We start from the raw sequence: 23,858 nt of genomic DNA, 5'->3' as shown, positions 1-23,858 counted from the left end.
CCGGGGGTGTTTTCGTATGTTCTAGCCTTGCGGCGTGATGGACGGTATCGAGCAGGCGCACGGCGAACGCGCCCTGTTCCGCACGGTGAGTGCGTGGGGTGTGGAGTCCGTCCACGACGACCTCGCCGTGCTGGACGAGCCGGCGTTTCATGCGCTCGTCGTCACCTTCGAGGGCCGGGTCACGGCGGCGCGGTTGCGTCACGTCGTCCACCACGAAGATCGCGCGTGGGCAGGGGCTCTCGAGGCGCGACCGGGAAGCGATGGGCTCGATCACCAGGCATCGACGGTGGCGCAAGGCGCCTGGAGCACGAGCCTCGACCGCGGGGCATACGAACGCGGCGTCGCTGCGATCCGGGACGATATCGCACGGGGTCGCGTTTACCAGGTCAATCTCTGCCGTGTTCTCGAGCGGGACGGCGCAGACGGTGCCGAACGCGACGATCTCGATCGCCTCTTCGCAGACCTCCTCGTCGACAATCCGGCGCCCTACGCGTGCCGCATCGACGTCGAGGGGCACGTCGACATCGCAAGCGCCTCGCCCGAGCTCTTCCTGGCGCGTGAGGGGAGCGCGCTGACGTCGGCACCGATCAAGGGCACCGCCTCGACGCTCGAGCGCATGCTCGCGAAGGACGCCACGGAGAACATCATGATCACCGACCTCGTGCGCAACGATCTGCAGCGCGTCTGTCGGCCGGGAACGGTCAGCGTCGACGGTCTGCTCGAGGCCCAGCACCACCCGGGGCTCGTTCATCTCGTGTCGACCGTGCGTGGGCAGATGCGCGACGGTGTCCGCTGGCCCGAGGTCTTCGACGCCACCTTCCCGCCAGGGTCGGTCTCGGGCGCTCCGAAGAGCAGTGCGCTGGACGTCATCGCCGAGCTGGAGGCGGCCCCGCGCGGCCCCTACTGCGGCGCGATCGGGTGGGTTGACGGCACAACCGGGCAGGCTGAACTCGCCGTTGGAATCCGGACGTTTTGGCGCGAGAACGGTTGCGAAATACACCGAAACGAATCGGCCTCCGGGCCGATAGTCTCTGGTGGAGTGTCGTTCGGTGCGGGTGCGGGAATCACCTGGGATTCCGACCCCGGCACCGAGTGGCACGAGACCGAACTTAAGGCACGTCGACTGTTGGGCATCGCTGATGGCCGACACACTGGGAGGAATGCATGAGCGTCCGAATCTGGGTCGAAGGTCGACGCGTCGACGACGGTGCCGCCATCTCGCCGATCGATCACGGCGTGACGGTCGGGGACGGCGTCTTCGAGACCGCCAAGGTGGAGAACGGCCGTGTCTTCGCGCTGGAGATGCACCACGACCGCATGGACCGCTCGCTCGCCGGCCTGGGGCTGCCCAAGCTCGACCGAGCCAAGGTCGACGACGGCATCGCCGCCGTGCTCGAAGGTGACCAGATCGATTTCGGGCGTCTGCGCTACACGGTGACGGGCGGTGTCGGGCCGCTCGGTTCCGACCGCGGCGACGCCCCGCCGACCCACATCGTCACTGCTTCCGCCGTACCGCGCCCGGCGCCGACGACGAAGGTTGCGACCGTGCGTTGGACGCGCAACGAGAACTCGGCGGTCGCCGGACTCAAGACGACCTCGTACGCCGAGAACGTCGTCGCACTGGCCGCCGCGAAGCAGAACGGTGGCAGCGAGGCGATCTTCGCGAACACCCTCGGGAACCTGTGTGAGGGCACGGGCTCCAACATTTTCGTTGCGCTGGGGGAGCGCGTCGTCACGCCGCCGCTCGAGGACGGCCCCCTCGCAGGCATCACCCGTGACCTCGCCATCCGCTGGGGCCGTGAGGCCGGCATCGAGATCGTCGAGAAGCCGCTGAGCTTCGATGTCCTCACGGAATGCGATGAGGCGTTCCTCACGTCCTCGACGCGAAACGTGCAGGGGATTCACGCCATCAACGAACGGCAGTTGAGCGAGGAGGGCACGCCGGGCCGCGTCACCGCACGACTTGCCGAGGTGTTCTCCGAGCGTCAGGACGAGCTCCTCGCCTGACACGCTGTTCACCCGTCAAGGTGCACGAAGGCGCTGCGCCTCGTAGGCTTCCTTGCCATGCACGAGGAGCAGGCACACGGGGCGACGCCCGTCGACGGAGGCGATCGCGATCGCTGGGAGTGGCGACGACGCATCCGCGCCAACCCGCGAAGCGCGCAGATCTACCGGATGGCGGTGGCCATCTTCGGTCTCATCGTCGTCCTCATCGGCATCATCCTGCTGCCGTTCCCGGGGCCCGGCTGGGTCATCATCTTCATCGGGCTGGGTATCTGGGCGAGTGAGTTCGAGTGGGCCCAGAACCTGCTCAAGTGGGTGCGTGGCACCGTCGAGGCCTGGTGGGACTGGCTCGAGGAGAAGGGCTGGTGGGCCAAGGCCATCGCGGGCCTGCTGACGTTCGCGCTCGTCCTGGCCATCTTCTGGGCGATGTTCGCCGTGTCCGGCGTGCCGGGTTGGTTCCCGGACTTCGCCAAGGACCTCCTCGCGAAGGTGCCCGGCCTGGGCTGAGCGGCCCGTGGCCGGTTTGGTGTCGGGCAGGAGTTCGACTAGTGTTTCCCGCGCACCACACGGATGTATAGCTCAGTTGGTTAGAGCGTTCGCTTCACACGCGAGAGGTCAGGGGTTCGAGTCCCTTTACATCCACCCGGAACGACGCGGTTTTTGCCGCGTCGTTTTCAATTTCTACACACTTTCTACACACAACGGGGCGTTTGGAGCCCGTGACGGGCCTAGTCTCAGCCCATCAGCCCGGAGGATTGCGGCATGACGAACGATGACCTGACGCTTCAGAAGATCGCTCAGTCGGTCCTCGACAAGCACCAGGTCAGTGGACGGGAACTGACGAAGCTGTCGGCCCGTAGAGGGCACCCGATCAACTACACGACGATCAATGGACTGGCAGCTGGGACCCACAAGGCTCGACCGACGCGGAAGACGCTGAGCGCTCTGATCAACCTGAGCGACTTCACCGAGGCGCAGGTCTACGAAGCAGCCGGCCTTCCCGTGCCCCTGCGGCCCTTCGCTGAGGACCTCCCGCCCGACGCCGACCAGCACCGAGCCGTCCTCGCCGTCGTTTGTCAATTCGCCACCGCCAACCGGCGCATGGCCCACAACGGACGACAGGAGCAGCGTCATGGCACGCCGCAAGAAGGAACCCCAATACGCGGGCCGCGGGGAGCGTGGCACCAAACAACGACAACGTCGTCGACCTGCCCACGGCTGCGCACCCCATGACCGGCGCGCAGTCAGCAGGTCGACGACAGGCGCGTGACCAGGACGAGCAGGGAGAGTCATGAGAGCACAGACCCCTTCGGAGCAGCTCATCCTGGCCGCTGTGCAACCTCGCGTTGTTGACGCCCATACGGGCACCGATATTTCGTACGGTTCGGGGTTCCTGCTCGGAGTACGAGCGGACAGCAGTGAACGTGTTTACTACGCCCTCGTCACGAACAAGCACGTCCGCGAGCTCGGGCCAGGACAACAGTTCCGCGTACGCCTACCCCAGGTCGGCACCAGCGGTCGAACCTCTGGCGCAAGCTTTGACGTCGACCTCACTTCCAACCTTGTCGTACCGCACCCTGACCAGAATGTCGACGTTCTGGTCGTCATCTTGGAACCGAACGTCATGCGCAAGAGTGGCCTCCGGGTACTCTCCGAAGAGATGCTTTACAACCCTGCCGAAGACGACCCCAACCTCGACGCGATCGTGGAGGTCACGATCATCGGTTTCCCTAACGGCACACGGAACACCAGCACGCATCTGGGCATGGTGATGCGAGGCGTCACGGCCTCGCCGATCGAAGACCTCTACTCGGGGTTGCGCGGTTTCGCACTCGACGCCTCAGTCGTGGGCGGGTCGAGTGGGAGCATGGTCATCGTCGGCGCACGGGGTGCGCTGACGCCCGACCGCAGCGGGAATGTCATCCTAGGGAATACGCGGACCATTATCGCGGGCATCGTCGCGCGGACACATGTTCGCCAAGAGAAAGTGCACGGTGCCACGGCGGTGACTCCCGATGTCGCGCCCTACGTGTCGATGCCCTACGGTCTGGGAATTGCCTTCAACGGAACCACCATCAAAGACGTGTGCGACGAGGTCAGACGGGTCGCGGAGCAGTCATCGACGCCTGATCCGTCGCAGTGACGAGTGCATCCATGAGGCTGATGTGCTGGCGCTGGCGGCCGTCGGCGTAGAGTACCCGGTACACGCCGGACGCCGGGTCGTACGTCACGCGGAGCACCTCACGCTCCGAAGTCGCCTGCTTTTCCATATGTCCACGGTACGCCCCCTTCGGACATCACGACGTTGTCGGTGCTGGCATCTAACGTCGGCGGCATGCTTCACCCTTGGCGCCTCCTTCGCGAGCGTGACGACCTCACGCTCCGCGTCCGCGACCTCGGCGACGACGGCCCCCTCGGGCTGACAGACGGCTCGACGATCACCCTCACCACGGGCTTATTGCAGGTCGAACGGCGATGCGTTCTCATGCACGAGCTCGTGCACATCGAGCGGGGCCTCCCGCACGGCGACGACCCGGCCGAGGAAGCGTCAGTAGAGAACGAGGTCGCGCGCCGCCTCGTGCCCCTGGACATACTCGTAGAGGCCCTGCGCTGGTCGATAGACGTGCACGAGGTGGCCGACGCGTGCTGGGTCATGCCGCACCTCATCCAGATGCGTGTACAACGTCTTCACCCTGCTGAGCGTGCCGTGGTGGCTGAGGTGCTTGGGCAGCACCGCGGCGTTGCCTGAACGATGGCGACGCCGCGGTGGCTGGGGAAATCAGGACGCGAGCTGATCGGTGCAGTAGACGGCCTCCGACTTCGCGACCGCCTGCCGTGCGTCCTCTTGATCCCATGTCGGCTGCCCGGGCGCGGTGCGTTGGATCAACCCAGGGATCGCCATGATGACCAGCGATTCGGGCTGGCCGGTCTGCAGCTGAGAGCACGCGTACGCGGCGACGCCGAGAAGTTCCGTGTCCGATAGGCCGTATGACTTCGGCACGACGACGTTCATCGTGTTGCGGAACGACATGAAGTTGTCGCGCTGCTCGGCGGACAGGTCGGTGCTCAACCCGGTCGGCTCTGTAGGTGCAGCGTCGGCGGGCGGCGTCGCGTAGTCCGCGCTCGACGATGACTCAGACGGTGTTTCCGACGTCGAAGACGATGACGATGTGACGGTCTGCGTAACCGTCTTCGCCGACTCCGAGGACCCACCGCCGCACGCAGCGAGGGCCAGTAAGGGGAGAGCCGCGAGGGCTATGGTGCGCTTCATGGTCACACCGTAGATCCTTCAACGACAGCCATAGGTGACGATCCGGCAACACCCGGGCCCGAGTCACGCATCCGCGCGAACGCGTCCAACGTCGCCGGCTGCACGTCACCGATCATGCCGCCGTAAACGCCGATCGTCGTCGTGATCGACGCGTGCCCGATGCGGGTCTGCAACTCCGGTAGGGGAGCGCCGCTCATCGCGAGCCACGCAACATGAGTGTTCCGGAACCAGTGCGACGTCAACCGGGGCACACCCGACAGTCCGCGCACCCGATCGAGGGCCTGGCGGAAACGATGGTGCTCCCACATCTGACCATCGCGGGTGAACACGAGCTCGTCGACCCGCTTGCCTTCGCAGCGGCGCCGCACCACAGCCGCCGTCGTGGGGTCGAGCTTGATGCGGCGCATCGACTTCTGCGCCTTGCCTTCGGCGTCCACGATGTACGAGCCGCCCCGGGCGACACGCAGCACCCGATCCATGCTCACCCACATCGGCGAGGACGAGCCGTAGTCCTCCACGGATCCGACCTGCAGCGCCATCGCCTCACCGGCGCGCCACCCCGACCCGATGAGGAACGCCGCGAGGTCGGCGGCGTCCGTCTCACCCACCCCGAGCAGGTTGGCGTTCAAGGCCTGCCACTGCGCCGGCCGCAACCCCTTCGGCGTCGGCCGCACCCGCTTCGAGGCTCCGTCTTGCCCTTGCACGGGTTGACGTCGATGATGCGCCGGCGCGGGACGCCGCGTACTCCATGATCGAGTGCAGCAGCGCGTGACGAGCCGCGATCGTCTTCGGGCTCAGCCCCTTCCCGGTGCGCGAGTTCTTGATGGTGCCTACGACCATCGCTTCGACCCAGTCGTCGACGTCGTACGAGTTGATCGTGCCGATCGGATGTGCGCCCAGCGTCGGCTGGATGTGGTTCGCGTAGTGCCGCTCGTACGCATCAACGGTCTCACCGGCCCTTACGTACGCGCGCTTCCAGCGGAAGAAGTCTGCGGCGACCTTGTCGAGGGCGGGAGTGCTGGCCCGCTCGCCGGCGCGCTCGGCTTCACGCTCGACGTCGCGAAGCTGCTTCTCATCCAACGAGGGCCCGCGGTGCTCGATCTGGTCGCAGAACCATCCCGCGTCATCGTTCTCGAGGAAGGTGCGGTGGCGTGCGTTGCCGGCGGCGTCCCGGTAGCGGACGATCCAGTGGGTGTCGCCGTTCTTCCGCGGCGCGGCTTTTGGGGTAGGCATGCGAGAGGCTCCTCGAGCAGTGTCCACGTCGCCGGGTGCACCTGTGCATTTCTGCACGGCAAGTACCGGCTTTTGACGTGAAGCGTCGGATGGTAGGAGCGGCTCAGTCCGCGTCACTCCGCGTCAACACTGGGTTACCGCGCTGAATGTGCGCCCAGCGTACCCCGCCCGCAGGCTCCGAGTCCCTTTACATCCACCACAGATAACGCGGAATCCCTTGGGTTCCGCGTTTTCGTTACCCATTGCTCACCCAGAAGGAGTAGACCGGGCGTCAAGCCGACTGGGATACCCTGAAGCAATGCCTTGTCACCGTTCGAGCACTTCCGGGGGCGGGCGCTGATGCCGGTCCTCATCGCCGACGTCGTCGACGCGCCGCTCGATCTGCAGGCCCACCTCGACGCCGTCGAGGACGCCCGTCAGGGAGCCACCGCGAGCTTCGTCGGAGCGGTCCGCAACCACGACCCGCAGATCGACGGTGAGGTCACGCACCTCGACTACTCGGCCCACCCCACCGCCAGCGAGACGATGGCGCACATCGCGTCCGACGTAGCCGCGCGGCTCGACCCTGACGGTGTCGCCCGCATCGCCGTCACGCACCGGGTCGGACGCCTCGGCGTCGGGGACATCGCGATCGTCGCAGCGGTGTCGTCACCGCACCGGGCCCTGGCGTTCGCGCTGTGCAACGAACTCGTCGAAGAGGTGAAGCGCTCCCTGCCGATCTGGAAGCACCAGCACAACACCGCCGGCGACGACGTCTGGTCGGGCCTGACATGACCCACGGGCTGGTCGATTCCTTCGGACGCGTCCACCGCGACCTGCGCATCTCGCTCACGGACAAGTGCAACCTGCGCTGCACCTACTGCATGCCGGCGGATGGTGTGCCGCTCGCACCGAAACCGACGCTGCTCACCCTCGAGGAGATGCTCACCATCGCGCGCGTTGCGGTGGAGGCCGGCATCGCCGAGATCCGGCTCACCGGGGGAGAGCCGCTTCTGCGCCCCGACATCGTCGCCATCGTCGAAGGTCTCGCGGCACTCGAGGGGCCGGAGGGGCACCCCGAGATCTCGATGACGACGAACGGCATCGGCCTTGCCCGTCTCGCGGAACCGCTTCGGGAGGCGGGACTTGCGCGGCTCAACGTCAGCCTCGACACCCTCGACCCGGAGCGCTTCAAGACGATGACCCGTCGGGGCCGCTTCGACGACGTCATGGCCGGTCTCGACGCCGCCCGCGCTACCGGTTTCGAGCCGATCAAGGTCAACACCGTGCTGCTGCGCGGTGAGAACGACGACGAAGCGAACGACCTGCTCGAGTGGGCGATCCGTGAAGGCTACGAACTGCGCTTCATCGAGCAGATGCCGCTCGACGGCGGGCACATCTGGTCGCGCACCGAAATGATCACGGGCGCCGAGATCCTCGATGCCCTGCGCGCGCACCACACGCTGACGGAGGTGGCTGGCCGCGGTGCCGCACCGGCCGAACTGTTCGAGGTCGACGGCGGACCCGCCCGCGTCGGCGTCGTCGCGAGCGTCACCATGCCGTTCTGCGGGGCGTGCGACCGCCTGCGCCTCACCTCCGACGGCCAGCTGCGCTCGTGCCTGTTCTCGCGCACGGAGACGAACCTGCGCGACATCCTGCGCTCCGGCGCGAGCGACGACGACATCACCGCGAAGATCCACGAGTGCCTCGCAGGCAAGCTGCCCGGACACGGCATCAACGAGCCAGGCTTCCTGCAGCCGCCACGCCCGATGAGTGCCATCGGCGGCTGAGTCGATCAGCGCACGACGTCAGTCGGTGAGCGGAACGCGGTCCGCGATTTCACGCTGAGCCGCGGCGTCCACGGGCTCGCCCCGCTCGAGGCGTCGCCCGACGGCGATGCCGAGGAGGTAGCTCGAGACCGGCGCCAGTGGCCGCGTCACCTCGTGCGAGACGTTCTTCGACAGCTCGTGGACGAGATCGATGTCGACATCTGCCGGGTCGAGGTCCAGCGCGGTGCAGGCCTTCTCGACCCAGCGGGTCCACTGCTCGGGGTGGGTGCTCATGGTCACCATGATGTCAGCGCACTGTCGTCATCCCGGTGGGCAGACTTCGATGCGGTTGGGCCGAGGCCGAGTCGGCCCAAGCGCAGGAAAGTCGGCCCAAGCGACCGCCGCGACATCGGGACGGGAGTCAGGCCGGCCGCTGCGGGTCGAGGCGTTCGGTCCACGCGGCGTGGTCGGCCCACGTGTCGACGTCGTGCCACTCCGGGCCTGCCGGACGTACGAGGACGAGATCGAGCCCGGCGAACAGCGCACGCATCGACAGGTTCGTCGCGGCGGAAGCGTCGACGGCGACCCGAACCGAGGCTGTCCGGTAGAGCCCGAGCATCCACTGCGCGCGCCCGTCGGCGTCGGTGAGGACGAACCCGTCAACATCAGCGACGGCCCCAGCGGCGCTGGCGTTGAGCAGGCGACGCACCGCGTCGCCAGCCCCCGGCACGTCGCAGCCAAGGAGCAGTGTCCAGGAGGCCGGGTCGGTAATCGATGTCAGGCCTCGGGCGAACCCGGCTGCGGGGCCCGATCCGGCCGGTTCCTCCTGGGTGAGGACCGCGCGTGAGGGGAGTGGCGCCGAGGTGCGACCGACGACGACGAGCGTCCGCGCGCCCCGAGCAGCGTTCAGCGAGGCGTCGACGAGTGGGTGCCCTCCGAGGTCGAGAGCGGCCTTGTCGACGCCGCCGAGACGCGAACCGCGGCCGCCGACGAGGACGACCGCGTCGAAGCTCTTTCCGGCCTGTCCCGCAGCGGCATCCATGCCCCCATCATGCCCGCAAGCGCCGGCGCCCCCGATAGTCTGGAACGCGCGCATGAACGCGCGAATGAGTAGGTATGCGATCGTTTTGCATAACTAGTCATTGGGCCGATAGAGTCGGCGGCATGTCCAAGGTTCTGACTTCACTGCCGACCGGCGAGCGCGTCGGCATCGCGTTCTCCGGTGGCCTCGACACGTCCGTCGCTGTGGCGTGGATGCGCGACAAGGGCGCCGTTCCCTGCACCTACACGGCCGACCTCGGCCAGTACGACGAGGACGACATCGAGGGCATCCCCGGCCGCGCCGGGCAGTACGGTGCCGAGCTCTCGCGTCTCGTCGACTGCAAGAAGGCCCTCGTCGAGGAGGGTCTTGCCGCCATCGCGTGCGGTGCCTTCCACATCCGCTCGGGCGGTCGCACCTACTTCAACACGACGCCGCTGGGCCGCGCCGTGACGGGCACGCTCCTCGTGCGCGCCATGCAGGAGGACGGCGTCTCCATCTGGGGTGACGGCTCCACCTTCAAGGGCAACGACATCGAGCGTTTCTACCGCTACGGTCTGCTCGCGAACCCGGGGCTGCGCATCTACAAGCCGTGGCTGGACGCCGACTTCGTCACCGAGCTCGGTGGCCGTCAGGAGATGTCCGAGTGGCTCACCGAGCACGGTCTGCCCTACCGCGACTCGGCCGAGAAGGCCTACTCCACGGACGCCAACATCCTCGGCGCCACGCACGAGGCCAAGACCCTCGAGCACCTCGACGAGTCGATGGAGATCGTCTCGCCGATCATGGGTGTGGCCCACTGGGATCCGTCCGTCGAGATCGAGACCGAGGACGTCACCGTTCGCTTCGAACGCGGTCTGCCCGTCGCCATCAACGGCAACGACTTCGGTGGCGACGTCGTCGCGCTGTTCCAGGAAGCCAACGCCGTCGGTGGTCGTCACGGCCTCGGCATGAGCGACCAGATCGAGAACCGCATCATCGAGGCCAAGTCGCGCGGTATCTACGAAGCCCCCGGCATGGCGCTCATCTTCACGGCCTTCGAGCGACTGCTCAACGCCGTGCACAACGAGGACACCATCGCTGCGTACCACAACGACGGTCGTCGCCTCGGCCGCCTGCTCTACGAAGGCCGCTGGTTCGACCCGCAGTCGCTCATGATCCGCGAGGGTCTGCTGCGCTGGGTCGCCACCGCCGTCACCGGTGAGGTGACGCTGCGCCTGCGTCGCGGTGAGGACTACTCCATCGTCAACACCGTCGGCGAGAACTTCAGCTACCACCCGGAGAAGCTGTCGATGGAGCGCACCGAGAACGCGGCGTTCGGTCCCGTCGACCGCATCGGTCAGCTCACGATGCGCAACCTCGACATCGCCGACACCCGCGAGAAGCTCGAGTTCTACGCCGCCTCGGGCGGCCTGGGCCGCGCGCAGACCGACCTCGTCGGCCAGCTCGAGCCGGGCGGCGCGAAGCAGATCGCGTCCAACCCCAACGCGGACGCCGAGGCGATCGCCCTCGACGAAGCGGCGATGGAGTTCGGAACCGACTGACCCGCGAACGAGTCGAAGCGAACGCCGGGTCACCCGCAAGTAGGGGGTGACCCGGCGTTCGGCGCGTACACGCGAGGCGAAGCAGGACGAGACCGTAAGGTTGGCCTCGCCGCGAGAAAGGGGAGGTGTCCGCGTGCAACACCTAGGACCGTACGAACTGCTCGACGTCATCGGGCAGGGCGGCATGGGGCGTGTCTGGCGGGCCCGCGACACGCGCTACGACCGTGTCGTCGCGCTCAAGGTGATTGCCGACCAGGAGGCCGACGAGGCCGACTACCTCAAGCTCTTCCGCCGCGAGGCCGACCTCGTGGGGCGTATGAACTCGCCGCACATCGTGCCGATCCACAACTACGGCGAGATCGACGACCAGGCCTACCTCGACATGCGTTACGTCGACGGGCACTCCCTCTCGGGCGTCGTGCGGCAGTTCGGGCCGGCATCGCTCGGTACGGCCATCGAGATCGTCGAGCAGGCTGCCTCGGCCCTCGACGACGCGCACGCCGCGGGCGTCGTCCACCGCGATGTGAAGCCCGCCAACCTCCTCGTCGACCGCAAGGGATTCGTCTACCTCGCCGACTTCGGCATCGCCGTCGTCGACCGGCACAAGGTGGCGGCCGGCTCCCAGATTCTCGGGTCGTGGGCCTACATGGCGCCCGAGCGCTTCACCGCATCATCCGAGGACGGGCCCGCGGTGGACCTCTACGCCCTCGGCTGCGTCCTCTACTACGCGCTCACGGGTGAACCGCCCTTCGCGGGGCGGGAACTGGAGGAGCTGCGCCAGGCCCACCGCCACGCGAAGGCCCCGTCGCTCGTCGGCCGCGTCGACGGGGTGACGCCGCGCGTGGACGCCGCTATTCGGTGGGCGCTGCGCAAGGACCCTGCCGAGCGTCCGCCGTCGGCGGGCGAATGGATCGCCGCTATCAAGAAGGAACGCCGTCGTGCTGCGGCCGGCGGCTCCGGACGCCCCGCACCGGCGCCGTCGCGACCCAGTGCCCCGCCGCGCGCGCATCAGGCGTCCCCTGCACGTGTCGCCAGCGCCAGACCGGCGCCGCGTCCCGCGCCGAGCGGCGGTGGCATGTCGACGTTCCTCGTCGCGGTCCTCGTCGTCCTGGTCCTCGTGGCGAGCGGCCTCGCCGCCGTCATCGTCAACAGCCTCTGATCGCGCGGCAAACCGGCTCGCCCGGCACTTCGGGGAGCCGGTAACCTTGCATCGGGTCGGCGCAGGTGCGCCACCATCCCGACTTCCAAGGAGACCTCCCGTGTCCGAACAGATCACCCTGACCGTCGCCGGTGCCCAGCGCGAGGTGGAGGCCGGGACGACGGGCACGGACCTGTTCGGCGACGATAAGGCCGTCCTCGTCATGCGGGTCGACGGCGACCTGTGGGATCTGCACCGCGAGGTGACGGCCGGCGCCGTCGTCGAGCCCGTCACGGCACAGGAGCCCGAGGGCCTCGCCGTGCTGCGTCACTCTGCCGCACACGTGCTCGCCCAGGCCGTGCAGCAGGCCAACCCCGTCGCCAAGCTCGGCATCGGTCCGCCCATCACCGACGGGTTCTACTACGACTTCGACGTCGCCGAGGCGTTCACCCCCGACGACCTTAAGAAGCTCGAGAAGGCGATGCTCAAGATCGTCAACGAGGGCCAGACCTTCCGTCGTCGCGTCATCACCGACGCCGAGGGCCTCGAGGAGCTCAAGGACGAGCCGTACAAGTGCGAGCTCATCGGTCTCAAGGGCAACGCGGCCGATGCTGCCGAGGGCGCCGAGGCCGAGGTCGGCGGCGGCGAACTGACGATCTACGACAACGTGCGTCGTGACGGCAGCGTCGCCTGGGGCGATCTGTGCCGCGGCCCGCACGTGCCGTCGACGAAGGTGCTCGGCAACGCGTTCAAGCTGATGCGTTCGGCTGCGGCCTACTGGCGCGGCAGCGAGAAGAACCCGCAGCTGCAGCGCGTCTACGGCACCGCGTGGCCCACGAAGGACGAGCTCAAGGCCTACCTCGAGCGCCTCGTTGAGGCCGAGAAGCGCGACCACCGCAAGCTCGGCGCGGAGATGGATCTGTTCAGCTTCCCCGAGAACATCGGCCCCGGCCTGCCCGTGTTCCACCCCAAGGGCGGCATCATCAAGCGCGAGATGGAGGACTACGTCCGCCGTCGCCACATCGAAGAGGGCTTCAGCTACGTCGGCACGCCGCACGTGTCGAAGGAAGACCTCTTCTACACTTCGGGTCACCTGCCCTACTACGCCGACGGCATGTTCCCGCCGCTGGACCTCGACGGGCAGAAGTACCGCCTCAAGGCGATGAACTGCCCGATGCACAACGAGATCTTCCGTTCGCGCGGTCGCTCCTACCGTGAGCTGCCGCTGCGCTTCTTCGAGTTCGGCACGGTCTACCGCGACGAGAAGTCCGGCGTTCTCTCGGGCCTCACGCGCGTGCGCATGATCACCCAGGACGACTCCCACTCCTACGTGACGCCGGAGCAGGCGCCGGGCGAGATCAAGCACCTGCTCGACTTCATCCTCGGGCTGCTGCGTGACTTCGGGCTGAACGACTTCTACCTCGAGCTGTCGACGCGTGACGAGGCCGGCGACAAGAAGGACAAGTTCATCGGCACCCACGAGCAGTGGGAGGTCGCGACGCAGGTGCTCGCCGACGTCGCGAACGCCTCGGGCCTCGAGCTCGTGCCCGACCCGGGCGGCGCAGCCTTCTACGGCCCGAAGATCTCCGTGCAGGCACGTGACGCCATCGGCCGTACGTGGCAGATGTCGACGATCCAGTACGACTTCAACATGCCCGAGCGCTTCGGCCTCGAGTTCCAGGCTCAGGACGGCACGCGTCAGCAGCCGGTCATGATCCACTCGGCGAAGTTCGGTTCGATCGAGCGCTTCCTTGGTGTGCTCGTCGAGCACTACGCGGGGCAGTTCCCGGCGTGGCTCGCACCGGTTCAGGTGCTCGGGGTTCCGGTCGCGGAGGAGTACTACGACTACCTCGGCGAGGTGGGCGAGAAGCTGCGTCGGGCCGGCGTACGCGTCGAGATCGACACGAGCGACGACCGCTTCCCGAAGAAGATCCGCAACGCCTCGAAGTCGAAAGCGCCGTTCATCCTCATCGCCGGCGAGGAGGACCGCGACAACGGAGCCGTGAGCTTCCGTTACCGCGACGGCTCGCAGAAGAACGGCGTGCCGGTCGACGAGGCCGTGGCCGAGATCGCCGCGTACATCGCCTCGCGCAACAACACGTCGCCCACGGCGGCCGAGGCACCTGCCGAGGCCTGATCCACATACGACGAAGCCGCCGCCCCGATTTGGGGTGGCGGCTTCGTCGTAGTCTCCGCGGTGCGGGCGATCAGGCGGAGGCAGCCTTCGCGGCTGCGAAGCCCTTGTCGAGGTCGGCGATGATGTCGTTCGCGTTCTCGACGCCGACCGACAGGCGCACGAGGCCGGGCGTGACGCCGGCGCCGCGGCGGTCGTCGTCACTGCCCTGGCTGTGCGTCGTCGTCGCCGGGTGGATGGCGAGCGAGCGGACGTCACCGATGTTGGCCACGTGCGAGTGCAGCTCGAGGGCGTCGACGAACGCCTTGCCCGCGTCGATGCCGCCGGCGATCTCGAAGGAGAACACTGCACCGGAACCGGTGGGCAGGTAGCGGTCGGCCAGCTCCTTGTGCGGGCTGTCGTCCTTCGAGGCGTAGAAGACCTTTTCGACCTGCGCGTGCTCGCTCAGGTAAGCGACGACCTTCTTCGCGTTCTCCACGTGACGCTCGACGCGCAGCGACAGCGTCTCGAGGCCCTGGGCGATGAGGAAGGCGTTGAACGGCGACACGGCGGAGCCGAGGTCGCGCAGCAGTTCGACGCGCGCCTTGAGAATGAATGCGAGGTTCGCGCCGAGCGCCGAACCGACGCCGAGATCGCGGGCGAAGACGAGGCCGTGGTAGCTCTCGCTCGGCTCGTTGAACTGCGGGAACTTCGCCGGCTCCTTGGCGTAGTCGAACGTTCCGGCGTCGACGAGCACGCCGGCGATCGACGTGCCGTGGCCGCCGAGGTACTTCGTCGCCGAGTGGATGACGACGTCCGCGCCGTGCTCGATCGGGCGCAGCAGGTACGGCGTCGCGACGGTGTTGTCGACGAACAGCGGCAGGCCGGCGTCGTGGGCGACACCAGCGACACCCGCGACGTCGAGGACCTTCTGGTCGGGGTTGCTCAGCGTCTCGCCGAACAGCAGCTTGGTGTTCGGTCGGATGGCGTTCTTCCACGCGTCGAGGTCACCGATGTCCTCGACGAAGGTGGTCTCCACACCGAGACGCTTCAGCGTGTACTTGAGCAGGTTGTACGTACCGCCGTAGAGCGCGGCCGACGCGACGACGTGGTCGCCTGCCTGCGCGACGTTGAGGATGGCGAACGTCGTCGCGGCCTGGCCGGAGGCCAGCAGCAGCGCACCGACGCCACCCTCGAGCGCCGCGATGCGCTCCTCGACGGCCTGCGACGTCGGGTTGCCGATCCGGGTGTAGATGGGGCCGAGGTCGGACAGGCCGAAGCGGTTGGCCGCCGTCTCGGCGGAGTCGAAGACGAACGAGGTCGTCTGGTAGATCGGCAGCGCGCGCGATCCGGTGTCCCCGTCCGGCACCTGGCCGGCGTGGATCTGCTTGGTCTCGAAAGCCCAGTCCTGAGCGCTCATGACAACTCCTCGAAAGGTCGCTACCCGTGCGCGAACCTCGCACGCGGGGTGCGCCGGAAGCTCTGCTTCCGCGCTTGCCCGGGCGTATCCTACGCCGAGCCAGGTCGTCACCCGGAGCACCCCGCCGCGGTGGGAGGGTTGCCGGCCAGCAAACCGGGGTTTGACGCTGGCGCTCGTGACCTGGTCCGAGGATATCCCGGGCGGTATCGAGAGGCGGGACTCGTGTCTCACATCGTGGTTTGCCGTGCGGCGCGGGGCGTTTGCCGAAGGGTCAAGCCGTGGTTGACTGGCGCCATGACGATCACCATCGCCCGGGCCAGGCGTGACGACGCCTTCGCCTGTGCAGCGCTTCGGTTGCGCTCGGACCTCGAGGAGGGGCACCCGAATCGGGCCGGTTTCGTGACCGAGTACGCGGACGATTTCCTTTCGGCCTTCGACGAGGTACCCACGTGGATCGCCACCCGTTCCGACGGCACCGTCGTCGGCATCGTGCAGTGCGCCCTCGTCCACCGGATGCCGACGCTCGCGCGGGGCGCCAAGCCGTGGTTGTACGTCGCGTTCGTCTTCGTCGTGCCCGACGAGCGTGGCAAGGGACTTGCCGAACGCATGCTGCGCACCGTGGACGCCTGGGCGGACGCACGCGGCGTCGAGCGGATGCTGCTCAACACGCGTCCGAAGGCGCGCCCGTTGTACGAGCGTCTCGGATTCGGTGCCCCGGAGGAGCGACACATGCACCGCGACGCACCGTTCGCGGCCACGAAGGAGCAGCGATGAGCGACATCATCTGGGCCCTCGACCAGCGCGAGCGCTGCATCGCCTGCCCGTCGAAGCCGGCGGCGAACGCCGTCGTGCTCTACCTCGGTGAGGACGGCTCGCTGCCGCGCGAGAGCGTCGGATCGCTGGCCGAACGTGGCGTCATGGCCGCGGGCGTCGTGTGGGCGGGTGTGACAGCGGAACTCACCGACGACGACTGGCTCGACCTCGAGGACGCCGCAAGCGGCCTCGGCGGACTCGCGAGCGCCGTCGCCGTCGTGGGTGAAGGCGATGCCGCAGCCGTCGCACAGAAAGTGGCAGAGCGCGTGGGCGGCCTGGCCCACGCGGGCGCTGCGAGCGACGAGCGGCTCGTGGAGAAACTCGCCGAGATCGCTCCGGTCTGACCCGGCGCGCGGGTTTCCCTAGGATGGGGCGCATGGTCACGCAGAACGAGGACTTCACTCCCGAGCACGCCGAGTCCGAGCACGACTTCGCGGGGGAGCCCGACGGGTTCGGCCGACTGTGGACGCCTCACCGCATGGCCTACATCGAGGCCGACCGCCCCTCGAGGGACGCCGGCGACGGCTGTCCGTTCTGCGCGGCGCCGGGCAAGGACGACGCCGAGGGCCTCATCGTGCACCGCGGTGAGCACTGCTTCGTCGTGATGAACCTCTTCCCGTACAACCCGGGCCACCTGCTCGTGTGCCCCTACCGTCACGTGCCGCACTACATCGACCTCACGGACGCGGAGACCGAGGAGTTCACGAAGCTGACGAAGCAGGGCATTCGCGCGCTCAAGGCGGCGTCGAACCCGGCCGGATTCAACCTCGGCATGAACCAGGGCGATGTCGCGGGCGCCGGCGTGGCTGCGCACCTGCATCAGCACATCGTGCCCCGCTGGGGTGGCGACATGAACTTCATGCCGATCGTCGGCCAGACGAAGGCTCTCCCGGTGCTTCTCGAGGACAGCCGTCAGCGCATCGCGGCGTCCTGGCCAACCGACTGACGGCCTCGACCTCGCGGGGCGCGCGGCTCGTGAACGCGGGGTGAGACGTGACTCGTCCGGCGCGGCGCGCACCTCGGCTCGACGTATCGAACCGCTACAGTTGAGTCACCATGCTGAACAAGTACGCGCGCGCCTTCTTCTCCGCGATCTTCCGCCCCCTGGCGCAGCTGCTCCTGCGCCTCGGCATCAGCCCTGACGTCGTCACGATCGTCGGCACGCTCGGTGTCTCGTTCGGCGCGCTGTGGTTCTACCCGCGCGGCGAGTTCCTCGTCGGCACGCTGTTCATCACGGCCTTCGTCTTCTCCGACATGCTCGACGGCAACATGGCCCGCCTGTCGGGTCGCTCGTCGGTGTGGGGCGCCTACCTCGACTCCACGCTCGACCGCGTCGGTGACGCCGCCATCTTCGGTGGCCTCGTGCTCTACTTCGCCGGCCAGGGCGACGACTTCCTCATGGCATGCCTCGCGCTCGCCTGTCTCGTGCTCGGTTCCGTCGTCTCGTACGCCAAGGCTCGCGCCGAGGGTCTCGGTATGGAGGCGAACGTCGGCATCGCGGAACGCGCCGACCGTCTCGTCGCGGTTCTCGTCACCACCGGCCTCACGGGCCTGTTCGACCTGCCGTACATCGTCCTGACGATCGTGCTCGCCCTGCTCGCGGTGGCCTCGTTCATCACCGTGCTGCAGCGCATGCTCATGGTGCGTCGCCAGGCGCTCGGCAAGGCTCTCGCGAACTGATGGCTCGGCCCGCTCCCTCCCGCAAGCGAGCGCAGGACGCCGCCACCGTTCTCGCCTTCAAGGCCGGATGGCGTGCCGTGCGCGCCCTGCCCGAGCCGGCTGCGTACGCGCTCTTCGAGAAGATCGCGGACGTCCTTCACCGTCGCGGCGGCAAGGACGTCGAGCGGATGCGCTCGAACTACGCCCGGGTCCGCCCGGAACTCGACGCCGCAGCCCTGGACGACCTCACCCGTGAGGGCCTGCGCTCCTACTTCCGTTACTGGTGCGACGCGTTCCGCCTCCAGTCGCTCTCGCATGACGATCTGCGCTCGCTCGTGCGCACCACCGGTGCCATCGACCAGGTGCGGGCGGACCTTGCGACGGGGGAGTCGATCGTCCTCTACCTCGGCCACCTCGGTAACTGGGATATCGCCGGCGCATGGTCCGCCACCGAGCTCGCGCACGTCACGACCGTTGCCGAACGTCTCGAACCCGACGAGCTCTTCCGCGCGTTCCTCGAGTTCCGTGAGGGCCTCGGCATGACGATCATCCCGTTGACGCAGGGCGTCGACGTCATGGGTCAGGTCGAGGCGGCGCTGCGGGTGCCGGGCGCCTTTGCGCCGCTGCTGTCGGACCGTGACCTCACGCAGCGTGGCGTCACCGTGAAGCTCGCCGGACACGACGCGCGGGTCGCCGCCGGGCCCGCGATTCTGGCCCGACGCACGGGTGCTCGCCTGTACCCCGTCACGATCACCTACGACCCTCCGAAGGGTCGTGCGATGCGAGGCATCGAGATCCGCTTCCACGATCCTGTCGATGCCGGTTCGTCGCCGGACATGCGCGCCGACGTCCTCGCGGCCACGCAGCAGTGCGTCGATGCGTTGTCGACGGCGATCGTCGAGCGCACCGAGGACTGGCACATGATGCAGCGCGTCTTCGTCGACGACCTCGGCAACCGCGCGCCGCGAGGGAACTGACACGATGCGCGTCGGTCTCGTCAGCCCGTACTCGTTCGACGTGCCCGGCGGCGTGCAGCTGCACGTGCGCGACCTCGCCGAGTACCTCATCGGCGCCGGCCACGACGTGAGCGTCCTCGCGCCCGCGGACGACGAGACGCACATGCCCGACTACTTCGTCAGCGCCGGGCGTGCCGTGCCGATTCGCTACAACGGCTCCGTGGCGCGCCTCGCCTTCGGCCCACTGACGGCTGCCCGCGTCAACCGCTGGTTGGAGCGCGGTCAGTTCGACGTCCTGCACGTGCACGAGCCGGTCAGCCCCAGCGTGTCGATGCTCGCCCTGTGGGCGTATGACGGACCCGTCGTGGCGACGTTCCACACCTCCAACGTGCGTTCTCGCGCGCTGCACGCCGCGCACCCGCTGCTTCGTCCTGGCCTGGAGAAGATCACGGGCCGCATCGCGGTGTCGCAGGCAGCGCGTGAGACGGTGGCGCGTCACCTCGGTGGTGACGCGGTCGTCGTCCCGAACGGTGTGTACGTCGACCAATTTGCGCAGGCACCCCAGAACCCTGCGTGGCGCGGCACGGACGAGCGCCCGACGATCGCGTTCCTCGGGCGGATGAACGAGCCGCGCAAGGGGCTCGACGTGCTCGTGCGCGCCCTGCCGCAGATCGCGCGCAGCCACCCCGGTGTGCGCTTGCTCGTCGCCGGGCCGGGGGAGCGTGACGAGGTGCTCAAGGCCGTTCCCGAGCAGGTCCGTTCGCGCATCGAGTTCCTCGGCATGATCTCCGACGCGGAGAAGGCCTCGCTGTTCCGTTCCGTCGACGTCTACGTCGCGCCGAACACCGGCGGGGAGAGCTTCGGCATCATCCTCGTCGAAGCGCTGAGCGCAGGAGTGCCGGTCGTCGCGAGCGATCTCGAGGCGTTCGCCCGCGTCTTGGACGGTGGGCGCTGCGGTGTCCTGTTCCGCACGGGCGACGAGGGCGACCTCGCCCGCCGTGTGACGGCGTTGCTCGACGACCCCCAGCGCCGCGCAGACCTGGCGCGTCGAGGTGCGGAGCGCGCCCGCATCTACGACTGGAGCACCGTCGCACGCCACATCCTTACGGCGTACGAGACGGTGGCGAGCTCGCACGAGGTGAGTGAGCGGACGTTGCGCATCGCGAGGAGGTCGTAGCCGTGCAGGAATGGACCGTTGTCGCGCTCCTGCTCGCGGGAGCGCTCGCCATCGCGTGGTACCTGAGCTACACGGCTGCCCGGCTCGACCGGTTGCACGCACGGGTCGAGGGGTCGCTCGCGGCGCTCGACGCCCAGTTGGTGCGGCGCGCGGAGGTTGCCCTGGAACTGGCGAACGGCGCCGACCTGGACGCCGCGAGTGCGTTTCTCCTGGCGTCGGCGGCGAGTGCGTCGCTGGAGGCGTCGGAAGGCGCTCAGATCACCGCAGAGGTGCAGGAGGTGGGTGTGCCCGAGGAACGGGCGCTCATCGAGGGCGAGCTGACGGCGGCCCTCGGCGCGGTGGTCGAGGACTGGGCTCCGGCGTCGGCGGCGGGCACGCAGGTGCGGCGTCGATTGGGCGACGCGTGTGAGCGGGTGGAGTTGGCGCACCGGTTCCACAACGAGGCGGTGACGGATGTCCGTCGGGTGCGCGCGAAGCCGGTGGTGCGGGCGTTGCACTTGGCGGGCCGCACCCACTTGCCGCGCCCGGTGGAGTTCGACGACCACGTCGAGGGTCTGACGACAACATCAGCCTGGCGCTGAACACCCCCGTTCCTCGAAAACCCAACCCAGAAATCGCCGCCTGAAAAGCCAGGCAAGCACCCAAGCCACAACGCTCTTCAAGAACCGAACCCGGCTGGAAGCGGACGCCCCCGAAGCGCTGTCGCACCGAGCGTCGGTCCTCGCAAGCTCGGACCGGCGCTCGGTGCGACAGCGCAAGGGAAAAGACAGGCAGATCCTTTTGTAGGGCGCGAGCGCCCTACAAAAGGATCTGCGCTCCCATCATCACCGTTCGCTCCTTGGGGAGGCGGAAGTAGTCGGCGGGGACGGCGGCGTTGTGGGTCATGGCGATGAAGAGCAGTTTGCGCAGTTTGTTCATGCCGGGGCGGCCGGTGTCGATGAGGCTGGTTTCGGAGACGAAGTAGTAGGCGGTGTCGGGGTCGATGTCGACGCCTTGTTCCTTGGCGATGCGCAGTGCGGCGGGGACGTCTTGGTCGTCCTGGAAGCCGTACTTGAGGGTGAGGTGGGTGATGCGGTCGTAGTCGTTGCCGAGTTGGTCGAGGATGACGGTGTCTTCGGGGGCGACGTGGGGGACGTTGGCGCTGAGGGTGCTGACGATGAAGACGTTCTCGTGGATGACGTGGTTGAAGTTGGCGTTCTCGCGCAGGGCGAGGGGCGTCGTGTCCTTGTCGGGGTGGAGGAACACGGCGGTGCCGGGCACTTCGCGCAGGTCGCCGCTGCGGGCTGTTTCGACGAAGGTGGCGAGGGGACCTTCGATGCTCTGGCGGCGGGTGGCGACGATGGCGCGCCCCTTCTGCCAGGTGAGCATGGACATGCCGATGCCGAGTGCGATGACGACGGGTAGCCAACCGCCGTGCAGCAGTTTGGCGACGTTGGCGAGGAAGAAGATGCCTTCGAAGAGGTAGAGCGCGACGCCGAGGGTGACGATGCGCCAGGTGCGCCACTTGAGCGTGCTGTGGGCGTAGACGAGGAACAGCGTCGTCGTCATGAGGAATGTGCCGGTGACGGCGAGGCCGTAGGCGACGGCGAGTTTCTCGGAACTGCGGAAGGCGAAGAGCAGAAGCATGACGCCGATGAAGAGCACCCAGTTGACCCCGGGGATGTAGATCTGGCCCTCTTCCTCCTGGCCGGTGTGACGCACGGTCATGCGGGGCAGGTAACCGGTTCGTTCGGCCTGTCGTGCCACGGAGAACGCGCCGGAGATGACGGCCTGGGAGGCGATGACGGTGGCCATGGTCGCGAGGATGACGAGCGGTAGCTTCGCCCATTCGGGGGCGAGGAGGAAGAACGGGTTCGCGATCTTGTCCGGGTTGGTGAGGATGAGCGAGCCCTGGCCCATGTAGTTGAGGATGAGCGAGGGGAACACGAGGAGGAACCAGGCTCGGGTGATGGGGGCGCGCCCGAAGTGACCCATGTCGGCGTAGAGGGCCTCGGCGCCGGTGACGCACAGGACGATCGAGCCCGCGGCGATGAACGCGATGAAGGGATGCTCGACGACGAACAGCGTGGCGTAGTTCGGCAGGAACGCCTTGAGGATGTGCGGGTCGCGCACGATCTGGCCGATGCCGAGGGCGGCGATGGTGACGAACCACAGGATCATGATGGGGCCGAAGAACTTGCCGACGACCTCGGTGCCCTTGCGCTGCACGAGGAACAGGATCGTGATGATGACGGCGCCGATCGGTACGACGTACCGGTTGAGTCCGGGCCGCACGACTTCGAGGCCTTCGACGGCCGACATGACGGAGATGGCGGGGGTGATCACGCTGTCGCCGAAGAACAGCGATGCTCCGATGACGCCGAGAAGCATGACGACGCTCCAGCGCTTGCCGGCCTTGGGCACTCCCTGGCGCACGAGCGCCGCGAGCGCCATGATGCCGCCCTCGCCGTCGTTGTCGGCGCGGAGCACGAAGAGCACGTACTTGATCGTCACGATGATGGTGAGCGACCAGAACATCCAGGAGATCGTTCCGTAGATGTCTGCCTCGTTGGCGATGACGGCGTTGTGGCTGACGTTGAACACGCTCTGCACGGAGTACAGGGGGCTCGTGCCGATGTCGCCGAAGACGACACCGAGCGCGCCGAGCACGAGCGCGCCGGCACCCTTCTTCCGGTGCCCGCCGGCCCGCTCGTCAGTTTCCGCAGTGACCGACGCGGACCCGTTCAAAGATGTCACGTCCGAAAGTATGAACCTGCAGTGGCGTGTCGCGGCAACTGTGGTTCACCTGAGCAGATGTGAGGCGAGGAGCGCACCCCGTTAGACTGCCGAAAGATCTGACGGGTGGACGCGCGTGTCGTCGTGAGCCGCCCCGCGGGCCTTCGGCGAAGGAGCACCGCGACAGAACCCCAGAGGAACGGCACGACGGACCAGCGAGAGGGAGACATGAGCGGCCACTCCAAATGGGCGACGACGAAGCACAAGAAGGCTGCGATCGACGCCAAGCGCGGCAAGCTGTTCGCCAAGCTCATCAAGAACATCGAGGTTGCGGCCCGTTCCGGTGGCGGCGACCCGGCCGGTAACCCGACGCTGTACGACGCCATCCAGAAGGCGAAGAAGTCGTCGGTCCCCAACGACAACATCGACCGCGCCGTCAAGCGCGGTTCGGGCGCAGAGGCCGGTGGAGCCGAGTACCAGGCCCTCATGTACGAGGGTTACGCCCCTGGCGGCGTCGCCGTGCTCATCGAGTGCCTGACGGACAACAAGAACCGCGCCGTCGCCGAGGTTCGCACCGCTCTGCAGAGGAACGGCGGCTCGATGGCCGACTCCGGTTCGGTCGCCTACCTGTTCAACCGCAAGGGCGTCGTCATCGTGCCCAAGGACCAGGGAGACAAGGACGACGCGACGGAGGACGGCGTCCTCGAGATCGTCCTCGAGGCCGGTGCCGAGGAGGTCAACGACCTCGGTGAGTCCTTCGAGATCGTCTCCGAAGCGGGCGACTTCGTGGGTGTGCGTGAGGCGTTGCAGTCGGCCGGTATCGACTACGACTCCGCCGAGGCCTCGTGGATGCCGTCGATGGAGGTTCCCCTCGACAAGGACGGCGCGAAGAAGATGTTCCGTGTCATCGAGGCACTCGAGGACAGCGACGACGTGCAGAACGTCTTCGCCAACGGTCAGGTCTCGGACGAGGTTCTCGCCGAACTCGACGCCGAGGACTGATCGGCAAGCACGTCACGAGCGGAAGG

Annotated in this window: 26 protein-coding genes, 1 tRNA gene and 1 riboswitch; of the genes, 20 read left to right on the top strand and 7 right to left on the bottom strand. The window is 67.6% G+C overall.

Annotation, left to right across the window (positions count from 1 at the left end; translation table 11 throughout):
• Positions 1-37: 37 nt before the first annotated feature.
• The 7 genes from H7F30_RS11510 (at position 38) to H7F30_RS11480 (ending at position 4,753) form a co-directional block, all read left to right on the top strand.
• Positions 38-1,168, top strand: coding sequence for a chorismate-binding protein (locus H7F30_RS11510; RefSeq protein WP_187038026.1), 1,131 nt, complete (start codon positions 38-40; stop codon positions 1,166-1,168).
• Positions 1,165-2,007, top strand: a complete 843-nt coding sequence (locus H7F30_RS11505) for an aminotransferase class IV (protein WP_187035226.1) — start codon at positions 1,165-1,167, stop codon at positions 2,005-2,007. Before H7F30_RS11510 ends, H7F30_RS11505 begins: the two co-directional genes overlap by 4 nt.
• Before the next feature lie 57 nt (positions 2,008-2,064).
• Positions 2,065-2,511 carry a TIGR02611 family protein gene (locus tag H7F30_RS11500; RefSeq protein WP_052946974.1) on the top strand — a complete coding sequence of 149 codons (447 nt, stop codon included), beginning with the start codon at positions 2,065-2,067 and terminating at the stop codon, positions 2,509-2,511.
• Positions 2,512-2,572: 61 nt separating this feature from the next.
• A tRNA-Val gene (locus tag H7F30_RS11495) sits at positions 2,573-2,646 on the top strand.
• Between the two features lie 120 nt (positions 2,647-2,766).
• On the top strand, positions 2,767-3,237 hold the full coding sequence (locus H7F30_RS11490; RefSeq protein WP_187035224.1) for a hypothetical protein: 471 nt from the start codon (positions 2,767-2,769) through the stop codon (positions 3,235-3,237).
• A gap of 58 nt (positions 3,238-3,295) precedes the next feature.
• Entirely contained in the window at positions 3,296-4,147 is an 852-nt protein-coding gene (locus H7F30_RS11485) for a trypsin-like peptidase domain-containing protein (RefSeq protein WP_187035222.1), read from the top strand.
• A gap of 192 nt (positions 4,148-4,339) precedes the next feature.
• The gene (locus H7F30_RS11480) at positions 4,340-4,753 is read left to right on the top strand and encodes a hypothetical protein (protein ID WP_187035220.1); all 414 of its coding nucleotides are present in this window, start codon (positions 4,340-4,342) and stop codon (positions 4,751-4,753) included.
• A gap of 30 nt (positions 4,754-4,783) precedes the next feature.
• Here the strand turns inward: H7F30_RS11480 and H7F30_RS14805 are convergent, their stop codons facing one another.
• Genes H7F30_RS14805 through H7F30_RS11465 form a run of 3 tightly spaced genes read right to left on the bottom strand, consistent with a single transcriptional unit; the run spans position 4,784 to position 6,508 of the window.
• Positions 4,784-5,275 (bottom strand): DUF732 domain-containing protein, encoded by a 492-nt coding sequence (locus H7F30_RS14805; RefSeq protein ID WP_222617802.1) that lies wholly within the window; start codon positions 5,273-5,275, stop codon positions 4,784-4,786.
• A 2-nt stretch (positions 5,276-5,277) separates the two neighbouring features.
• The gene (locus H7F30_RS11470; protein WP_255464801.1) at positions 5,278-5,883 is read right to left on the bottom strand and encodes a tyrosine-type recombinase/integrase; all 606 of its coding nucleotides are present in this window, start codon (positions 5,881-5,883) and stop codon (positions 5,278-5,280) included.
• Positions 5,876-6,508, bottom strand: coding sequence for a hypothetical protein (locus tag H7F30_RS11465; RefSeq protein WP_187035215.1), 633 nt, complete (start codon positions 6,506-6,508; stop codon positions 5,876-5,878). Before H7F30_RS11465 ends, H7F30_RS11470 begins: the two co-directional genes overlap by 8 nt.
• Positions 6,509-6,847: 339 nt before the next feature.
• On the opposite strand from H7F30_RS11465, the gene H7F30_RS11460 reads away from it, so the two are divergent.
• A complete protein-coding gene (locus H7F30_RS11460; RefSeq protein WP_187035213.1) occupies positions 6,848-7,282 on the top strand; it encodes a molybdenum cofactor biosynthesis protein MoaE in 435 nt (144 codons plus the stop codon).
• Positions 7,279-8,277, top strand: a complete 999-nt coding sequence (gene moaA / locus H7F30_RS11455) for a GTP 3',8-cyclase MoaA (protein WP_187035211.1) — start codon at positions 7,279-7,281, stop codon at positions 8,275-8,277. Before H7F30_RS11460 ends, moaA begins: the two co-directional genes overlap by 4 nt.
• An 18-nt stretch (positions 8,278-8,295) precedes the next feature.
• Here moaA and H7F30_RS11450 read toward each other — a convergent pair whose 3' ends face one another.
• Both H7F30_RS11450 and H7F30_RS11445 read right to left on the bottom strand, forming a co-directional pair.
• Positions 8,296-8,550 (bottom strand): DUF6457 domain-containing protein, encoded by a 255-nt coding sequence (locus tag H7F30_RS11450; protein ID WP_118913272.1) that lies wholly within the window; start codon positions 8,548-8,550, stop codon positions 8,296-8,298.
• A gap of 127 nt (positions 8,551-8,677) precedes the next feature.
• On the bottom strand, positions 8,678-9,298 hold the full coding sequence (locus H7F30_RS11445) for a molybdenum cofactor guanylyltransferase (RefSeq protein WP_187035209.1): 621 nt from the start codon (positions 9,296-9,298) through the stop codon (positions 8,678-8,680).
• 122 nt (positions 9,299-9,420) lie between these two features.
• On the opposite strand from H7F30_RS11445, the gene argG reads away from it, so the two are divergent.
• From argG to thrS, 3 genes are all read left to right on the top strand, one after another.
• Entirely contained in the window at positions 9,421-10,839 is a 1,419-nt protein-coding gene (gene argG, locus H7F30_RS11440; RefSeq protein ID WP_187035207.1) for an argininosuccinate synthase, read from the top strand.
• A gap of 133 nt (positions 10,840-10,972) precedes the next feature.
• Entirely contained in the window at positions 10,973-11,998 is a 1,026-nt protein-coding gene (locus H7F30_RS11435) for a serine/threonine-protein kinase (protein ID WP_187035205.1), read from the top strand.
• Between the two features lie 100 nt (positions 11,999-12,098).
• Positions 12,099-14,114 carry a threonine--tRNA ligase gene (gene thrS, locus H7F30_RS11430; RefSeq protein ID WP_187035203.1) on the top strand — a complete coding sequence of 672 codons (2,016 nt, stop codon included), beginning with the start codon at positions 12,099-12,101 and terminating at the stop codon, positions 14,112-14,114.
• 70 nt (positions 14,115-14,184) lie between these two features.
• On the opposite strand, the gene H7F30_RS11425 is transcribed toward thrS, so the two are convergent.
• The gene (locus H7F30_RS11425; protein ID WP_187035201.1) at positions 14,185-15,510 is read right to left on the bottom strand and encodes a bifunctional o-acetylhomoserine/o-acetylserine sulfhydrylase; all 1,326 of its coding nucleotides are present in this window, start codon (positions 15,508-15,510) and stop codon (positions 14,185-14,187) included.
• Positions 15,511-15,575: 65 nt separating this feature from the next.
• Positions 15,576-15,691: riboswitch (SAM riboswitch) on the bottom strand.
• A 113-nt stretch (positions 15,692-15,804) separates the two neighbouring features.
• Here H7F30_RS11425 and H7F30_RS11420 point away from each other — a divergent pair.
• The 7 genes from H7F30_RS11420 to H7F30_RS11390 all read left to right on the top strand — a co-directional run bounded on the left by H7F30_RS11420 (position 15,805) and on the right by H7F30_RS11390 (position 20,696).
• Positions 15,805-16,284 carry a GNAT family N-acetyltransferase gene (locus H7F30_RS11420; RefSeq protein ID WP_187035199.1) on the top strand — a complete coding sequence of 160 codons (480 nt, stop codon included), beginning with the start codon at positions 15,805-15,807 and terminating at the stop codon, positions 16,282-16,284.
• The gene (locus H7F30_RS11415; RefSeq protein ID WP_047311559.1) at positions 16,281-16,667 is read left to right on the top strand and encodes a hypothetical protein; all 387 of its coding nucleotides are present in this window, start codon (positions 16,281-16,283) and stop codon (positions 16,665-16,667) included. Before H7F30_RS11420 ends, H7F30_RS11415 begins: the two co-directional genes overlap by 4 nt.
• A 32-nt stretch (positions 16,668-16,699) precedes the next feature.
• On the top strand, positions 16,700-17,269 hold the full coding sequence (locus tag H7F30_RS11410; protein WP_047311560.1) for an HIT domain-containing protein: 570 nt from the start codon (positions 16,700-16,702) through the stop codon (positions 17,267-17,269).
• 110 nt (positions 17,270-17,379) lie between these two features.
• Entirely contained in the window at positions 17,380-18,003 is a 624-nt protein-coding gene (gene pgsA, locus H7F30_RS11405; protein WP_187035197.1) for a phosphatidylinositol phosphate synthase, read from the top strand.
• Positions 18,003-18,959 (top strand): phosphatidylinositol mannoside acyltransferase, encoded by a 957-nt coding sequence (locus H7F30_RS11400; protein ID WP_187035195.1) that lies wholly within the window; start codon positions 18,003-18,005, stop codon positions 18,957-18,959. Before pgsA ends, H7F30_RS11400 begins: the two co-directional genes overlap by 1 nt.
• A gap of 4 nt (positions 18,960-18,963) precedes the next feature.
• Entirely contained in the window at positions 18,964-20,115 is a 1,152-nt protein-coding gene (locus H7F30_RS11395) for a glycosyltransferase family 4 protein (protein WP_187035193.1), read from the top strand.
• A 2-nt stretch (positions 20,116-20,117) separates the two neighbouring features.
• Positions 20,118-20,696, top strand: coding sequence for a hypothetical protein (locus tag H7F30_RS11390; RefSeq protein ID WP_187035191.1), 579 nt, complete (start codon positions 20,118-20,120; stop codon positions 20,694-20,696).
• A gap of 217 nt (positions 20,697-20,913) precedes the next feature.
• On the opposite strand, the gene H7F30_RS11385 is transcribed toward H7F30_RS11390, so the two are convergent.
• The gene (locus H7F30_RS11385; protein WP_255464798.1) at positions 20,914-22,851 is read right to left on the bottom strand and encodes a potassium transporter Kup; all 1,938 of its coding nucleotides are present in this window, start codon (positions 22,849-22,851) and stop codon (positions 20,914-20,916) included.
• Positions 22,852-23,058: 207 nt separating this feature from the next.
• Here H7F30_RS11385 and H7F30_RS11380 point away from each other — a divergent pair, with 207 nt between their 5' ends.
• The gene (locus tag H7F30_RS11380) at positions 23,059-23,832 is read left to right on the top strand and encodes a YebC/PmpR family DNA-binding transcriptional regulator (RefSeq protein WP_187035189.1); all 774 of its coding nucleotides are present in this window, start codon (positions 23,059-23,061) and stop codon (positions 23,830-23,832) included.
• Positions 23,833-23,858 lie beyond the last annotated feature (26 nt).

The sequence above is a fragment of the Dermacoccus sp. PAMC28757 genome, from assembly GCF_014302635.1.
Taxonomy (GTDB): Bacteria; Actinomycetota; Actinomycetes; order Actinomycetales; family Dermatophilaceae; genus Dermacoccus; species Dermacoccus abyssi.
Note: the sequence above shows the minus strand (reverse complement) of the source record. Positions and strands in the feature narration are given on the sequence as shown.

What these genes read in the sequence shown, in the direction of transcription:
- H7F30_RS11465 (WP_187035215.1), bottom strand. Translation starts at nt 6,508, where the DNA reads ATGCCTACCCCAAAAGCCGCGCCGCGGAAGAACGGCGACACCCACTGG.
- H7F30_RS11480 (WP_187035220.1), top strand. Translation starts at nt 4,340, where the DNA reads ATGCTTCACCCTTGGCGCCTCCTTCGCGAGCGTGACGACCTCACGCTC.
- H7F30_RS11510 (WP_187038026.1), top strand. Translation starts at nt 38, where the DNA reads ATGGACGGTATCGAGCAGGCGCACGGCGAACGCGCCCTGTTCCGCACG.
- H7F30_RS11395 (WP_187035193.1), top strand. Translation starts at nt 18,964, where the DNA reads ATGCGCGTCGGTCTCGTCAGCCCGTACTCGTTCGACGTGCCCGGCGGC.
- H7F30_RS11400 (WP_187035195.1), top strand. Translation starts at nt 18,003, where the DNA reads ATGGCTCGGCCCGCTCCCTCCCGCAAGCGAGCGCAGGACGCCGCCACC.
- H7F30_RS11425 (WP_187035201.1), bottom strand. Translation starts at nt 15,510, where the DNA reads ATGAGCGCTCAGGACTGGGCTTTCGAGACCAAGCAGATCCACGCCGGC.
- H7F30_RS11490 (WP_187035224.1), top strand. Translation starts at nt 2,767, where the DNA reads ATGACGAACGATGACCTGACGCTTCAGAAGATCGCTCAGTCGGTCCTC.
- H7F30_RS11505 (WP_187035226.1), top strand. Translation starts at nt 1,165, where the DNA reads ATGAGCGTCCGAATCTGGGTCGAAGGTCGACGCGTCGACGACGGTGCC.
- pgsA (WP_187035197.1), top strand. Translation starts at nt 17,380, where the DNA reads ATGCTGAACAAGTACGCGCGCGCCTTCTTCTCCGCGATCTTCCGCCCC.
- H7F30_RS11460 (WP_187035213.1), top strand. Translation starts at nt 6,848, where the DNA reads ATGCCGGTCCTCATCGCCGACGTCGTCGACGCGCCGCTCGATCTGCAG.
- H7F30_RS11420 (WP_187035199.1), top strand. Translation starts at nt 15,805, where the DNA reads ATGACGATCACCATCGCCCGGGCCAGGCGTGACGACGCCTTCGCCTGT.
- H7F30_RS14805 (WP_222617802.1), bottom strand. Translation starts at nt 5,275, where the DNA reads ATGAAGCGCACCATAGCCCTCGCGGCTCTCCCCTTACTGGCCCTCGCT.
- H7F30_RS11445 (WP_187035209.1), bottom strand. Translation starts at nt 9,298, where the DNA reads ATGGATGCCGCTGCGGGACAGGCCGGAAAGAGCTTCGACGCGGTCGTC.
- H7F30_RS11450 (WP_118913272.1), bottom strand. Translation starts at nt 8,550, where the DNA reads ATGAGCACCCACCCCGAGCAGTGGACCCGCTGGGTCGAGAAGGCCTGC.
- H7F30_RS11500 (WP_052946974.1), top strand. Translation starts at nt 2,065, where the DNA reads ATGCACGAGGAGCAGGCACACGGGGCGACGCCCGTCGACGGAGGCGAT.
- H7F30_RS11380 (WP_187035189.1), top strand. Translation starts at nt 23,059, where the DNA reads ATGAGCGGCCACTCCAAATGGGCGACGACGAAGCACAAGAAGGCTGCG.
- argG (WP_187035207.1), top strand. Translation starts at nt 9,421, where the DNA reads ATGTCCAAGGTTCTGACTTCACTGCCGACCGGCGAGCGCGTCGGCATC.
- H7F30_RS11410 (WP_047311560.1), top strand. Translation starts at nt 16,700, where the DNA reads ATGGTCACGCAGAACGAGGACTTCACTCCCGAGCACGCCGAGTCCGAG.
- H7F30_RS11485 (WP_187035222.1), top strand. Translation starts at nt 3,296, where the DNA reads ATGAGAGCACAGACCCCTTCGGAGCAGCTCATCCTGGCCGCTGTGCAA.
- H7F30_RS11415 (WP_047311559.1), top strand. Translation starts at nt 16,281, where the DNA reads ATGAGCGACATCATCTGGGCCCTCGACCAGCGCGAGCGCTGCATCGCC.
- moaA (WP_187035211.1), top strand. Translation starts at nt 7,279, where the DNA reads ATGACCCACGGGCTGGTCGATTCCTTCGGACGCGTCCACCGCGACCTG.